The 14,780-nt window shown below is 46.3% G+C and carries 15 protein-coding genes; 7 read left to right on the forward strand and 8 right to left on the reverse strand.

The genetic code is table 11. The features are described from left to right. Positions 1–132: 132 nt before the first annotated feature. On the forward strand, positions 133–918 hold the full coding sequence (locus ITJ88_RS13825) for an alpha/beta hydrolase family protein (protein ID WP_195866018.1): 786 nt from the start codon (positions 133–135) through the stop codon (positions 916–918). A gap of 9 nt (positions 919–927) precedes the next feature. On the opposite strand, the gene ITJ88_RS13830 is transcribed toward ITJ88_RS13825, so the two are convergent. From ITJ88_RS13830 to ITJ88_RS13840, 3 genes are read right to left on the reverse strand one after another with little or no spacing between them, the layout of a single operon-like run. Beyond that, positions 928–1,500, reverse strand: coding sequence for a ferric reductase-like transmembrane domain-containing protein (locus ITJ88_RS13830; RefSeq protein ID WP_195866019.1), 573 nt, complete (start codon positions 1,498–1,500; stop codon positions 928–930). Continuing rightward, complete coding sequence (locus ITJ88_RS13835) at positions 1,488–2,378, reverse strand: FAD:protein FMN transferase (RefSeq protein ID WP_195866020.1); 891 nt, start codon at positions 2,376–2,378, stop codon at positions 1,488–1,490. Before ITJ88_RS13835 ends, ITJ88_RS13830 begins: the two co-directional genes overlap by 13 nt. An 11-nt stretch (positions 2,379–2,389) precedes the next feature. Then, on the reverse strand, positions 2,390–2,698 hold the full coding sequence (locus tag ITJ88_RS13840; protein ID WP_058704368.1) for a hypothetical protein: 309 nt from the start codon (positions 2,696–2,698) through the stop codon (positions 2,390–2,392). A gap of 101 nt (positions 2,699–2,799) precedes the next feature. Here ITJ88_RS13840 and ITJ88_RS13845 point away from each other — a divergent pair, with 101 nt between their 5' ends. The 3 genes from ITJ88_RS13845 to ITJ88_RS13855 all read left to right on the forward strand — a co-directional run bounded on the left by ITJ88_RS13845 (position 2,800) and on the right by ITJ88_RS13855 (position 5,132). Next, a complete protein-coding gene (locus ITJ88_RS13845; RefSeq protein ID WP_023469746.1) occupies positions 2,800–3,477 on the forward strand; it encodes a response regulator transcription factor in 678 nt (225 codons plus the stop codon). After that, positions 3,470–4,639 carry a sensor histidine kinase gene (locus ITJ88_RS13850; RefSeq protein WP_195866021.1) on the forward strand — a complete coding sequence of 390 codons (1,170 nt, stop codon included), beginning with the start codon at positions 3,470–3,472 and terminating at the stop codon, positions 4,637–4,639. Before ITJ88_RS13845 ends, ITJ88_RS13850 begins: the two co-directional genes overlap by 8 nt. Before the next feature lie 79 nt (positions 4,640–4,718). Then, positions 4,719–5,132, forward strand: a complete 414-nt coding sequence (locus ITJ88_RS13855; protein ID WP_050677186.1) for a DUF2231 domain-containing protein — start codon at positions 4,719–4,721, stop codon at positions 5,130–5,132. Positions 5,133–5,198: 66 nt separating this feature from the next. Here ITJ88_RS13855 and ITJ88_RS13860 read toward each other — a convergent pair whose 3' ends face one another. The 5 genes from ITJ88_RS13860 to ITJ88_RS13880 form a co-directional block, all read right to left on the reverse strand. Beyond that, entirely contained in the window at positions 5,199–6,431 is a 1,233-nt protein-coding gene (locus ITJ88_RS13860; RefSeq protein WP_195866022.1) for a DEAD/DEAH box helicase, read from the reverse strand. Between the two features lie 104 nt (positions 6,432–6,535). Further along, positions 6,536–6,835, reverse strand: coding sequence for a DUF3817 domain-containing protein (locus tag ITJ88_RS13865; protein WP_023469750.1), 300 nt, complete (start codon positions 6,833–6,835; stop codon positions 6,536–6,538). A gap of 78 nt (positions 6,836–6,913) precedes the next feature. Further along, on the reverse strand, positions 6,914–7,879 hold the full coding sequence (locus ITJ88_RS13870) for a ring-cleaving dioxygenase (protein WP_195866023.1): 966 nt from the start codon (positions 7,877–7,879) through the stop codon (positions 6,914–6,916). Positions 7,880–7,998: 119 nt separating this feature from the next. Further along, positions 7,999–8,199, reverse strand: coding sequence for a cold-shock protein (locus tag ITJ88_RS13875; RefSeq protein ID WP_023469752.1), 201 nt, complete (start codon positions 8,197–8,199; stop codon positions 7,999–8,001). 274 nt (positions 8,200–8,473) lie between these two features. Then, positions 8,474–10,864 carry an immune inhibitor A domain-containing protein gene (locus ITJ88_RS13880; RefSeq protein ID WP_195866024.1) on the reverse strand — a complete coding sequence of 797 codons (2,391 nt, stop codon included), beginning with the start codon at positions 10,862–10,864 and terminating at the stop codon, positions 8,474–8,476. A gap of 254 nt (positions 10,865–11,118) precedes the next feature. Here ITJ88_RS13880 and ITJ88_RS13885 point away from each other — a divergent pair, with 254 nt between their 5' ends. The 3 genes from ITJ88_RS13885 to ITJ88_RS13895 all read left to right on the forward strand — a co-directional run bounded on the left by ITJ88_RS13885 (position 11,119) and on the right by ITJ88_RS13895 (position 14,726). Further along, complete coding sequence (locus ITJ88_RS13885; RefSeq protein ID WP_195866025.1) at positions 11,119–12,606, forward strand: HD domain-containing phosphohydrolase; 1,488 nt, start codon at positions 11,119–11,121, stop codon at positions 12,604–12,606. A gap of 18 nt (positions 12,607–12,624) precedes the next feature. Further along, a complete protein-coding gene (locus ITJ88_RS13890; RefSeq protein WP_029342941.1) occupies positions 12,625–13,056 on the forward strand; it encodes a GyrI-like domain-containing protein in 432 nt (143 codons plus the stop codon). A 173-nt stretch (positions 13,057–13,229) separates the two neighbouring features. Next, positions 13,230–14,726 (forward strand): M4 family metallopeptidase, encoded by a 1,497-nt coding sequence (locus tag ITJ88_RS13895; protein WP_195866026.1) that lies wholly within the window; start codon positions 13,230–13,232, stop codon positions 14,724–14,726. The last annotated feature ends 54 nt before the right edge of the window (positions 14,727–14,780 follow it).

The following is a 14,780-nucleotide window of genomic DNA, read 5'->3' on the forward strand; positions in this document are numbered from 1 at the left end:
GCTACACCATACAAAAGATGGGATGCCCAGAAGGGTATCCCATCTTTTTAGTTCATACACTTAATCATTGCATGATCGTGCATCTTCACGCACACTAAGACTTAGAAAATGATTATGAAGGAGCGTGTTTTTTTGGAAACGATCACGAAAAAGGCAACACTATCCTATCTCCATGTTCCAAGCGGTGGTTCAGAACAGTTGATTGCCCGTCTCTATTCACCTGAACATACAGCGGATGCTCCACTGATTGTCCTCTTCCACGGATTTCCCGGGAAACAGTTGAACATGGACTGGGCAGTTCAACTTCAAAGTGCAGGGTACCATGTACTCGTCACGTCGTATCGTGGAACGATCGGGAGCCCTGGAACTTTCCGATTCCAACATGTTTTGGAAGACGCGACCGCGACACTACAGCACGTCTGCTCAGAGTCTTTCACTGCCGAACATGGCATCAAGGCGGATCAGATTACCGTCGTTGGTCATAGCATGGGCGGCTTCGCCGGTCTACATGCTTTTGCTGAGACCGCGGAGGCTGCACATTATGTCGGAATCTCTCCGTTTAATTTTGGTCTCGTCGGTCAGCTCGTCCTCGAACATCCCGAATACGAAGCTGCGCTACACGGTGTACTCGAACGAGGAGCTGCTTTCCTAAATGGTGCCGTTGCTGACGCGTTACTCGATGAGTTGAAGCACCATCATACGACTTGGAACTTACTGACGCTAAAAGAACGTTTAGCCGATCGCTCGATGTTGCTCATGACGTCAGAACGGGACGAAACATCGATTAAAGCACTCCATCATGACTTATTGCTACCCGACAGTCCGTTCGAGGAAGCGATCGTCGATAGTGATCACAACTATATCGAAAATCGGGATGCTGCCTTTAACGAATGGACGTCTTGGCTCGCCCGACAATAAAAAGAGCGCTCAGCGTGCGACTGAGCGCTCTTTTACTGGTGTCCGTCGCACAGGACGGATCCGCATCCGATATAGGACGAGCGTAAACATCGTCAGTGTTGAGACAGCGTACCAAATCGTCGTGAACAGGGTTCCGGTATCCGTACCGATGAAAAGCCCATGTCCCGTCATTAATAACCAAGCAGGTAAGACAAGCCAGTGCGTCAATTTCCAAAGCGTCTTGCCTAACGTCTCCTTTAAGAAATCCGATGTCACGAGAACGAATCCGAATAAGTAGAGACTGATCGTTCCTAGCGCATTCCAGAGTGGTTCATAAGACGCTTGACCCGGAATCAGGACCTCAAAAATCGTCAGTGGTGCGTATGAATCGACGATGATGAGTGTCGCATGAAGGACGATTGCGAGCAATCCTGCCCAGCCACTATATAAGTGCACGTGATGCAGTCGTGCTTTTTGTTTTTTGAGTGCCGGGTAGGAACCGAGCAATCCCGCTAAGACAGAAATCGTCATGAAGAAGTGCCCACTTAATCCACTCAACCGAATCATCGTCCATGTCGAGAACAACCATTTCATCCAGTCCATATCTCACTCACTCCTTTCTGTTCACTTCGCCATTCCCCAGCAGTATCCAAAATCAATAATCGTCCTTTTGGAAACCAACGAAACAGCTTTTCCTGACGTTCTGTCTCTGTCATCTGAAAGGCAAGCTTCGTCATGACTTCCGCTTCATAGAGTTGTGGCGCAGATGCGGTCACTTGAAGAATCGGACTTTTCGTCGGTCGTCCTGTTCGTCCATCCAATAAATGATGATGCGTCTGTCCGTCCGTCTTCCACGATCGATAGACACGATTCGATGTCGCGACCGCGCCTTGTCGCAATTGCACATCAGCGACGCGTTGTTCGGTCTCGGGATGCGTGATCGTGATATTCCATGGTTCCTCATCGGACCAGACGATGACGTCACCTCCCGCTTCAATCAATCCACGATTCCAGCTTTTTCGTAGTCGTTGCGCTGCAATCATCGCGGCAGCTCCTTTCCCGATGCCACCTAGGTCGATAAAACCGCCTCCGACTCTCGTCACGTCACAGCCTTCAATGATGAACGGGGCGATTTCTGGTGGAGCAACCTCTTCATAAACGACAGCTTGTGTGAAGGGAAATGATTGGCGATAGCCATTGGCTTGTTGTTGCGCCAGCAGGAATGGGGAAAAATAACGTTCGGTCTGCTCAAAGTATCGTGTGGCGCGGGCAAGTAGGCGGGCTAACGGTAAGGACACCGATATCGTGTCGCCGATCCGTAAACGATTCAATCGACTGACTTCACTTTGTTCATCAAAGCGTGACCACTGCCGATCCACATAATGAAAAAATCGGACAAGTTCCTCCCACTCTGCCTCATCGATCGGTCGATCCGTCACGAATCGCACCTGATTATGCATCGCATACAATTGTCGCTCCATTTTCCTCCTCCTTACCTCGAATGGCTGGACTGACCGTCACTCGATCCTCCCGGTTGACTGAAGCCAGATGATTCATCACCTTGCCATTGATCATCATCGTCTTCTTCGTAATATCCATCATCCCCTTCGTATTCGCCTTCATCATCGCTATATTGATTCCCTTGAGATGGTAATGTCGTATCGTTCGAATACGTATCTCCCGTCGAAACAGGTGTCGTCGAGGAATCGTTCGAACTGACACTCAACTGACCAATCGCAAGTCCGATGAAGACGGAACTACTAAGCCCGACGAGCCATTTCGCAAATGGTTTGGGTTTCATCTGTTTCCTCTCCCTTCTTGTTACGTTTACTGTATCGAAAAAAACTGACAACTAACTGACGGCAACTATGGGATAATGAGAAAAAAAGAGGAGCGATGTGCATGCGCGTTTTGGTAGCAGAAGATGATCAGCGTCTTGCGAAGATGTTACGCCTCCATTTGGAGCGGGCAGGATATCAGGTAGATGTTGCGCAGGATGGAGTGGAAGCGCTCCTCCAATGTCAGACGTATCGCTATGACTTACTCGTTCTCGATTGGATGATGCCTCGTAAGAGCGGAGTCGAAGTCGCCGCTACCTTACGGCAAGAACAGTTTGAAGGCGGCATCTTGATGCTGACTGCTCGCGATACGGAAATCGATCTCGTTCATGGTCTCGATAGTGGAGCCGACGACTATCTCGTTAAACCGTTTCAATCGAATGAATTACTGGCACGACTGCGCGCGCTCAGTCGTCGTCAACAAAAGGCATTCGTGTCGACGGTCTCTTTCAATGGACTAGTCCTCGATCTGTCCTCACAAACGATTTCCTACGAACATCATCCAATTGATTTAACACGACGTGAATTTGAATTCCTTTCTTTGCTCTTAAGACGACCTGAACAGGTGATGAGTCGTGAATTGATCATCGAAGTCGTCTGGGGGATTGGGGCGGATATTACGGATAACGCGCTCGATGCGCTCGTCCGACTCGTTCGAAAAAAATTAGATGCGGTCGGTGCTCCTAATTTGATCCGGACAGTTCGCGGATTCGGTTATCGTTTAGGTGATCCGCATGCTTGAATCAATTCGAAAACGATTGACCTTTTTATTCAGTGGCTCGTTCTTTCTTGTACTAGTCCTCATCCTGATTGGTGTGTATGTCACGAACGCTCAATTGCTGAATCGAATGGAATTGAATCAATTAAAGGGCGTATCTGATCGAGATATCTTCGAACGGATCGAGCATGGGGAAGATCAATTCGTTCGAAATCCGATCTACTTCCAGTTACTCGATGGTTCAGGAAACGAACGCTATGCAAGTCTGCCACCAGACGTCGAGTCTAAAACACTACGCCGTTTTTTAAGCTCGAATGATACGACGCAACAAGTAGAATGGGATGATCGACACTTCTTACTGTATCAACGGAGTACCAAAGAAGGACGACTACTACTGATGAAGGACATCTCTCCGACCGAAGATACCTTACAGCGATTGATTGCCGTTCTTGCGGGTATTGCGGTTCTCGCAACGATTGTCCTAACACTAGTCGGATACATCCTTGCTGGTCGAGCCGTCATTCCGGTGCAACAAGCATTCGATCGCCAACGTCGTTTTACATCCGATGCTTCACATGAACTACGGACACCTCTGACAATTGTCTATAGCGGAATTGAATTGCTAGAAGCGGAATCACTTTCGAATGAAGGACGTACGATTCTAGAGGACATTAAAGCAGAAACGGCAGGCATGCAGTATTTGGTCTCCGATTTATTATTGCTTGCGCGAGAAGGACAGCCGTCCCCGAAACAGGAAGTTGACCTCAGTTCACTCGTTCAAAAGACTGTCGAACGTTTTCAGCACGCCTACTTGGATCGCGTCATCCACGCCTCGATAATGCCTGACTTACGCATGAAAGGGGATTCCCATCAATTAAACCGCTTATTGACGGTCTTTCTTGAGAATGCTCTTGTCTACAGTGATGATGTCATCGATGTCTCATTAAACGAAACAGCCACAGAACGCCAGTTGACGATACAGGATCGCGGAATCGGTATCGCTTCCGATCAACAAACTAAAATATTCGAGCGCTTTTACCGGGGGGACCATTCACGTCACGGAACAGGAACCGGTCTTGGGTTATCGATTGCCCAATCCATTGTGGAGCAACATGGTGGAACGATTTCCATTGATTCAACATTGGGTAAAGGTACACGTTTCATCATTCATTTCCCAACTCTTTAAAACGATGTCAGTTAACTGTCAGATAAGCAGGGTAAAGTAAAACTAGGATTTACCATACTTATCCAAGGAGGTTTTTGATATGTTGGGAAATGTACCGCTTCATCCGCTTCTTGTCCATGCACCGATTGCACTTTTGTTATTCGCGACGATCTTATTACTCGTCAGCCTGAAATGGACGCAATTCAAACTGTTTGCCCTTTTTACGTTGGTCGTCGGTCTGATTTCTGGAGTTGCCGCCTATTTGTCTGGAGACGGGGCAGAAGAGTATGCGGAAGCGAATTTAAGCAGCGTCACCCATGCTGCCATCGAAAATCATGAGCATTTTGCATTGTTCAGTCTTGTTGCCTTTGGTGTCTCACTGTTATTTCTTTTGTTGGGTTACCGCTCAAACAAAAAAATGTTTTTATTACTCAGTTTCGTCGTTGCCATCGTCGGTAGCGGACTACTTGCTTATACTGGTCATCTCGGTGGTCAAATGGTCTACGCCAAATAAAACAAGAGCCGGTCTATTTTCTCTTTTGATCAGAGAAGTAGACTGGCTCTTTTATATTGTTGCGATTTATTTACGATGTGCACGTCCCGGGCGACGGTTATTCGAACGACGCGTGTTTCCGCGTCCTTCTGTCGTCTTCCGTGATCCTTTACTTTGATCGTGCTGTGCGCGAATCGCTTCTTCAGACAATTCGACGACGATCGGCGTGACCGAGATGTTCAATTCCCGCTCCATATCACGGAACGTCCGACCATCTTTCGGTGTCACGATGGAAACGGCAATTCCATCGTTCCCAGCACGTCCCGTCCGACCGATTCGGTGAACGTAGCTTTCCGCATCTTCCGGTAAATCATAGTTAAAGACGTGTGTCACACCTGTCACATCAAGTCCACGCGAAGCGACATCTGTTGCGATCAGGAATTGTGTTTTTCCTTGATAGAACTTCGCCATCGCTTTTTCCCGTTTCCCTTGCGTTAATCCACCGTGCAATTCATCCGTCGGATACCCTTGCATCTGCAGTTCTTCGTTCAATTTACTGACGCGACGTTGTGTACGGCAGAAAATGATTGCTGCGTACGGACGCATCTCGTCAAGCATCGTCCGCAGTGTCGCTTGTTTGCGGCGATCCGTTGTCTCAACGACGAACTGTTCGATTGCTTCAACAGTAATGCTTTCCGCTTCCACCTGTATTTCGACTGGATTACGCAAATACGTTTTCGCCAGTTCCTCTACTTTCGGTGGCATCGTTGCAGATAACATGACGAATTGACGATCAACCGGTGCTGCTTCGATGATGTCCTCGATTTCTGGCAAGAAACCGATTTGCAGCATTTGGTCCGCCTCATCCAAGACAAGCGTCTGTAATTCACTTAAATCAAGTGTACCGCGACCGACGTGGTCAAGAATTCGTCCTGGTGTCCCAATGATGATTTGTGGCATCCGACCGAGACGTTGAATCTGTTTAAAGACGTCTTGTCCGCCATATACAGCAAGTGCACGGTACTGTTCCGTGTTCCGAATCAGTTTATGCGTCTCATCGGCAATTTGACGCGCAAGTTCGCGTGTCGGTGCGACGATCAATGCTTGAACCGTTTGTGATTCGACATCAATTTGCTCAAGGATTGGTAAGAGAAATGCTAACGTCTTCCCTGTTCCCGTTTGCGCCTGACCAATCAAGTCGCGTCCGTCAAGTAATGACGGAATCGCCTGTTCTTGAATCGGTGTTGGCTCCTTGATGCCTTGTTTTTGTAATTTTTTTATCCACAGGTCACTGATGTGTAATGTTTCAAATGTTGACATGATATATCCTCCTAAAAATTATCCACAGAAAAAAGCTGTGGATAACCTGCTTCGCATAGACAAAAACAGTTATCCACAGCCGTGCTCTATTCAGTATACACAATTTACGCGTTTGTTGCTTCCTGTTTTAGCTTCCAGTCGAGCACGAATGTACCAAACGGGATGAACGATGCGATGAACGCAATTCCCGCCTTGACGATCGACCAATCGTATTTGAATTTCACGACCGCGAGCCAGAGTGCATACATGACGAACAAGACACCGTGAAGTGCACCCACGACCGAAACAGCTTGCGGAATATCCGCCATATACTTCAACGGCATCGCAATCAACAGTAAGACTAAAAACGAGATTCCTTCTAATATCGCAATCATTCGAAATTGCCCAAGCGTAGTTCTTAACATCCCGTCACTCCTTTTTCTTAATTCCTGTTCTTAGTATACGGGATGGACGATCTTTCTGTGACCTGTGTCACAGGATTGTCAGATTTCGAGTGGACGCAACCGCGCTTCGATGGCAGCTCGTTTTGGTTCAAGAAACGGTGGTAACGCAAGCGTCTCCCCTAACGTTTCAACCGACTCATCCGTCGCGAATCCTGGTGTATCCGTCGAGAGTTCAAATAAGATATGGTTCGGTTCCCGGAAGTAAAGAGCTTGGAAATAGTGACGATCGACTTTACCAGAGTTCGGTAAGTGATAGGCATTCAGGCGTTCGACCCACTTTTCATATTCATCACTGTTCGGCACTCGGAACGCGACGTGATGCACGCCACCACGACCAAGACGTTCTCGATCGAGATCTGGACGTGCCTCGATATGAACCTCTGCTCCGATACCGCCTTCTCCCGTTGCATAGACTTCAATCGGTGCAAAGTCACCTGCTAAAGATGGATAAGAACCTACTTTTCGGAATCCCATGACTTCCGTCAGTACACGGATCGTTAGTGTTGGATCGTTGACCGTCAATGTGACAGCTCCTAGTCCAACGATCGCATGCTCCGATGGAATGTCTTCTTGTGGCCATGGTACACCACCTGCGACACCTACCTCACCATCTTCCGCGACGAGAATCAAACGAGTTCCTTCCTGATCACGAAAGGCGAGTGTTCGACGCCCTGCTCGCTCGACGATTTCATCGTGATCCACACCTTTCGCTTCAAAACGTTGTTTCCAAAAATGAAGTGCAGCCGTTGTTTTGACACGAAGCGATGTCGAAGAGATACTCGATGCCCCCGGTACGCCCGTTCCAAGATGCGGAATATCAAAAAACGTCAAGTCCGTTCCTGGATTCCCTTCCGCATCTCCATAAAACAAATGATACGATGTCGTGTCATCTTGATTGACAGTCTTTTTGATCAGACGCATGCCAAGTATTTGTGTGTAGAATTGATAATTGCGTTCCGCCATGCCCGTTAAAATTGATACATGATGAATTCCGAGTAATTCCATCTTCCTCACTCCTTGTCAATGATTTGGTAATTGGAGTATATCTCACATTTATCTTGAATTCAAGATATTAGTCTAATAAAAAACCGCCCCTCCGAAAAGGGACGATTGAATAGTTGAAATTAAAGTTTTACGACGTTAGCAGCTTGTGCTCCACGTGCGCCTTCAGTGATTTCGAACTCAACTTCTTGACCTTCGTCAAGAGTTTTGAAGCCTTCACCAGTGATTGCTGAGAAATGTACGAATACGTCTTCTCCGCCTTCAACTTCGATGAAACCGAAACCTTTTTCTGCGTTAAACCATTTTACTTTACCTGTGTTCATGGGAACAACCTCCAAAAATAAATTACTTAATACATATGCTGGGCATATGAAAAGAATTCATTATTGTCCCGAAATACATGGAGCAACGAAAAGATTGTTCGTGACACGATGTGAATCCGTAATGACAATAACAATATTAAGCTAACGTAAGTATAGAATGGATGCGCTTTAAAAGTCAAGTTGTCAGACCAATGTTTTTTCCAATTGATTCCACTTCTTCTACATAACTAAAATAAAAAACAGGTTCAGCCGAAACTGAACCTGTTCTTCTGTTTTAACGGTGGATCCAGACTGCTCCAGCAGAGTTATCTTTCGCTTCACCGATGACTTGAATCTTCAGCCCGTTGTTCGGAAGCAATTTCCCTGCGTCCGGAATCAACTGGTTGATGTACGATTTCGAATCATCAAACTTCGTCACACCTGGTAGACCTTTGTAGTCGTATGTTCCACGTGATGGCGAATCGATGAGCCATGCAGGTGCCTTATCGTAGCTGAAAGCAGCATCTGCGATCTGGTAACGTGTGCTTCCTGTCGTGACCGGTTTACCGTTGAGTGTTCCAACGATTGCTTCAGGGTGCGAGTCGACAACTCCAAGGAATCCTTCACCTGGGTGTACGCCAACCCAGTTATTGTCAAAGCTCGAGTCACCGTACCAGACGACAAGACCTGTGTTGTACTTGACGCCACGTGCATGCTCGAGTGCTTTATCCGAGCCTGCATAGTTACGCCATTCGAGGTAGTATGCGTTATCAGCATAAGAGAAACCATTTGAAGCGATGAAACCATTCAATGTGAATTTCGGAGTGCCTTCCGCATCATCTTCGAAGACGACTTTTCCATCGACTGTCAACTTCGCGTTATCAAGTGCGAATCCGTCAAGTGCGAGACCCGCATCACCGACATATTCGAACTTCAACGTGACTTTTTTACCAGCAAATTCGCTCAGATCATACGATTTATCGATCCATGCACCTTTTGTCGAATCAGCGCGCTGATCGCCATCTGTATCTTCATCACCGATTTTGTCGATGATTTTTGATTGACCACCGGCAGTTGCCGTGACAGTCAAGAAGTCATAGTTGTATTCAACGTCATATAGTGTTTTGAAGTCGAATTTCGCTTCTTTTGCATTCGTCAAATCGAATTCTGGTGATGTCATCGACGTTTTCAAATCATTTCCTTTTGTACTGTAGTAATATTTTTGACCGAACGCTGGCGCGATACCTTTCACCGGTTTTTTCGGTAAGTTAACCTTGATGATTCCTGGATTTTTTGATTTCGTTACGCTTTGGTCGAGGTACGATGCCGTCCCTGCCTTAGTGAGTGAATCAAAATCAATCTGTTGGATGTTCGCCCAGTTTCCACCCATCACATTTTGGAAGAACTCTTTGTTTTGTGGTGAGAAACTTGTTGGCTCTGTTCCAGCGATGTTACCATTCCAGCTACCACCACTCATGATCGACCAAGACGCAACTGGCTCACCTTGACCTGTGTACTGTGTATCGTACTCATCAGGAAGTCCAAGATCATGACCAAATTCGTGCGCGAAGACACCAACCGCGCCATCTTCTGGTTGGACTGTGTAATCAAATGCAGCCATCTTGCCATCCCAATAATCGACGCTTGCTGTCGTGTTTTCTACAGGATGAACACCATCTAGCGTCCAGCGGTGCGACCAGATCGCGTCGTCACCAAGTTTACCGCCGCCTGCTTCTTGTCCTGTACCAGCATGAATGATCATCAAGTGATCGACGAGACCGTCTGGCTCATTCAAGTTGCCGTCTCCATCCATATCGTACTGGTCGAACTTATCGTAATCTGCTAAGTTGATGCCAGCTTTAACAGCTGCAGCTAACGAATCTTTGACGAGACCACGTGGTCCTTTTGCTCCAGGAAGGTTATCGTTCCCGCCTTTTGGACTATCAGAACCATAATCTTTTGCTGTTCCAGGAACTGTTAACCAATTCGATACCGTACCATCGACTGAATAACTACCACCTGATTGTTCTTCATAATATTGCTTGAACGTCTTTACTTTGTCTCCGTTGAAGAGCTTGAATTCTTTATCACCAAACATTAAATCTTGATAATGTTTTTGGTTGAAATCATTTGAATACATATATCCAGGCTCTTGAACGACGTTGTTATGCTTGAAGTCGCTGTACTCGACGAGGAGGACAAGGACTTTATCCGTCCGTGTTGCGCCGTTATAGGCTGCCTGTTTTGCTTTATCCACTTTGACGAAGCCATTCGGATTACCTTTTTTGTAGTTCCCGTGTTTTTTCTTCAATTGTTTAGCAAGTTGTTCTTTTTGTTTCGTTAAGAAGTCCTTTGTTTTCTTATCGAATGCGGCTTCTTTACTGGATTCATGATCGTGATCATGATCAGCGGCCGGTTTTCCGTTCGCCTTTTTGTCCAGATACTTTTGAACGGCTTGTTGTTTCGCTTCTGCTGAAGCTGCTTTTGAGATGACCCCACGTTTTTCAAGCACTTTTGCTAATCGATCCTGATCGACCGTGTTCAAGTCCATCGGTGCACCAGGTGCTGCTTTTTCGGCTGCTTGTACAGACGTTACCTGCCCACCAGGTAAGACCGGACCAACAGCAAACGCAGCTGCCGTAATTCCAGACAGCACGGCTAGGCTAAGCTGTTTCTTTTTTCCCACGTGAATTGACCCCCTATGTAGTAGTGAAAAGCATGTGATTACTATACTTTTCTGAATATTCAAATCATAGATTATTTTATTTCGTTAATCAATTGCTTTTAAGACAATTAGTGCTTTCTAACCATACCTATTTTTAGGTAGTAATTTTAAATGATTTTCCAAGGATTCTTTCACCTCTTTTTCAAAAAAATACGCTTCTCTCATTTTAGAAAACGGTAAGCTGAAGGCACTCTGATTACCATAAGGAGGGTCCAATGAGCGCTTTACGACATTTTGAACGTCATTTACTTAGAAACTACCTGATTGGTTCATTCGTCGCTGTCTTCGGTGTCGGTTGCCTATTTATTTTCGAGACGCTTACCTTCACCGGAATAGAACAATTGATTTTAATCGGTATCATGGCTATGTCCGTCAGCCTGATGTTTTCACTGGAATATATGCTCTACTCCAGACATGTCGCTTCCTTACGTCGCTTTTTCGAAAACGATATTCCTTCGCTCGTCTCGTTTCAAGAGGCTTATCAAACAACACATCGTTTTCCGGTACTGACTGTCCAGCGCATCATGGGACCACACTTTTTAGGTCTTTCCGTTCCTGCTTCACTTCTGACAGCTCTGGCGATCTCTCAAGGGTGGCTACAGATGCCGTACTATTTAATTGGTCTTGCTTGTTTTGGTGCCGTCCTCGTCGCCATACTGCATGCTTTGATTGAGTTTTTTCTCACTTATCGTGTTACCGAACGCATGCTGCTCACTTTAGAAAACTATGCATTTGAACACGGATTTGATTTTCCTAAAAAAACGACAGTTGTCACGTTAAAGCAAAAAATGCTCATTAGTACACTGATCATCGGTGTTTTTCCCGTCATGCTGTTCGTTCTCGCCTCTGCTGTCCAGTTAACGGAAAATGAGAGCCTTCGCTCTTACTGGAGTTGGGCGACACTCATTTTAATCGTCATCTTATCCGTTGCGACGTTTTGTAGTCTTCTTCTCTATGAAAACATCCGTAAACCAATCGCTACCCTGCAACAAGGGATTCAAGATGTCGAAAGCAATCGACTCGTCTCGTTACCGAATCCGTATTCGGACGAGTTCTCCCACCTCGTTTCTGGTTTCAACTTGATGATGGAAGGTATCAAAAAGCGTGATGCGGAAAACGAACAGTTACTCGATAGTTTGTTCACCTTATTCGCTGCGACACTAGATGCCCGCGATCCTTACACAGCCGGTCATTCCGTTCGTGTCGCTGCCTATTCAGTCGAAATTGCTACCGCTGCCAATCTACCGAACGAACAAATCGAATTATTACGTAAATCAGCGCTGTTACATGACATTGGAAAAATCGGAATTCGGGATGATGTGTTGTTGAAAGAAGGACGTCTTACCGATGAAGAATTTCAAATCATCCAGCAACATCCAGTCATCGGTGTGCACATTCTATCGCAAATTCAGCTTCCAAAGACGTTACAACCGATTCTTCCTGGGGTAAAGTACCATCACGAACGCTACGACGGAAAGGGGTATCCGGAAGGTCTTATAGGAGAGGACATCCCACTCTTTGGTCGGATCATGGCGATTGCCGATGCCTATGATGCAATGACATCCGATCGTCCCTACCGTAAGGGGATGCCCGCAGAAAAAGCTTTATCTATCTTAGAAGAAGGCATGGGTACACAATGGGACGCTACCTTTACGCGTCTATTTCTAGATTTGAAGCGTTCGCCCGTCGAGGACGTGTCATAGGAAGGAAGGGAGTTTCTGATGCATCCAAAAATCGTTGAACGCCATGAATTTTATTTTGTTGGACTTGGACTGACTTGTGAAGAAAATGAACTGCATACGCTGATGCCGGAACTCTGGCGTGAATTTTCAAGACGTTCGCATGAGATTCCTGCGAAGCCGGATAGTTATCCGCTCGACATCTCCCTTGAACGAAACGGAACAAAATATTCGCAATGTGTCGGGTATCCTGTTGCATCACTTGATGGAATTCCAAAAGGTATGAAAGGTCACCGGATTCCTGCTGCGCGTTATGTCTTCTGGAAGCACGAAGGACCGGATATCGAAATTTGGAAATCGTTCGAGAAAATCCAACGCTTCGCTTCAAAACAAGGAATCGAGCTTGACCCACATGATTTTAAAATTGATGAGACTCGAGATGACGTCCACCATCTCTATCAACGCATTCGTTGAACCATTCTCTTGAATGGTTCTTTTTTCGTCTTGAAATATCTTTTACACTTAATAATTCAGTACAGGTACTACGGACTATATTCAGAAAATTCTATTTAATTCGAATGACTTATTCTCGCTCCTCTGATTCTTTGGCATAGTTAGACTCAACCCAAACAAGGAGGCGATTTATTTTGAAAAAGTTTCTCGCTACATCGCTTGTCGCAAGTGTACTTGTCGTTCCTACGGTAGTAGGTGCAGAAGGTCTTCAGTCTGGTAAGCTCACGAAAGCTTCGTCAGAACCAGCTGCAACGATCGTTAAAGATTTCGTGAACAAAAAAGGTGACTTTGCTGTTCAGAACGTCGAAAAAGACGGATCTTCACAGATCGTACGTCTCCAACAAGAAGTGGATGGCGTCCCTGTCTTTGGTAGTGTCGTCGTCGGGAACGTCGCGAAAGACGGTACTTTGAAAGCAGTCGTAAACGATGCGATCAACGTCAAAGGAAAACCAGGCCTTGCGAAAAAAGCAACGCTCTCTGAAAAGAAAGCCATCAAACTTTATCAAAAAGCAATCAAGGCTTCTGAATTCGAAGTCGCTCCAAAAGCAGAACTCGTCATCTATCCAGTAAAAGATGATGCTGTCTATGCATACAAAGTCACATCGACGGTCCTCGCAGGCAAAGAGCCATCACGTTGGACATACTTCATCGATGCGAACTCAGGTAAAGTACTTAACAAGTTCGACCAACTCGCTCACGCAACAGGTACGACAGTACTTGGCACAAGCGCAACGTTCAACACGACGTTGAGTGCTGGGAAATACTATCTTCAAGATACGACGCGTGGAAAAGGTGTCTACACATACGACGCGAAAAACCGGACATCACTCCCGGGAACACTCTGGGCAGATGCAGATAACGTCTTCAACGCGACATATGACCGCGCTGCTGTCAGTGCACACGTCAACGCTGCAAAAACATATGACTTCTATAAAAACACATATGGTCGTAACAGTTACGACAACGCTGGTGCACGCTTGAACTCAACGGTCCACTATTCAACGAACTACAACAACGCATTCTGGGATGGCACGAAGATGGTCTATGGTGACGGAGATGGCACGACATTCGTCGCACTTTCAGGCGCACTTGACGTCGTCGCTCACGAATTGACACACGCTGTCACAGAATATACAGCTGGTCTCGTGTACCAAAACGAATCTGGTGCGATCAACGAAGCCGTCTCAGATATCATGGGTACAGTAGCTGAGTATACAGTCGGATCGAACTTCGACTGGCTCGTAGGAGAAGACATCTACACACCTGGAGTCAGCGGTGACGCACTCCGTTCGATGTCGAACCCAGCTGCTTACGGTGATCCAGATCACTACTCTAAACGTTACACAGGTACACAAGATAACGGTGGTGTCCACATCAACTCTGGTATCATCAACAAAGCCGCTTACCTCCTCGGTAACGGTGGAACGTTCTACAACGTATCTGTCACAGGAATCGGCGTACCGAAACTCGGTGCGATCTACTACCGTGCTCTCAACACGTACTTGACTCCGAACTCGAACTTCAGCTCACTCCGTGCAGCAGTCATTCAATCGGCAAAAGACCTTTACGGTTCAACAAGTGCAGAAGCAACAGCTGCAGCGAAATCATTTGATGCAGTAGGCGTCTACTAAGAAAATCTCCTCCCAAAGGATTTTCATATTTCCTCCCGAGTGTCGGACTCGGGA

It is taken from the genome of Exiguobacterium abrahamii (genome assembly GCF_015645365.1).
Taxonomy (GTDB): domain Bacteria; phylum Bacillota; class Bacilli; order Exiguobacteriales; family Exiguobacteriaceae; genus Exiguobacterium_A; species Exiguobacterium_A abrahamii.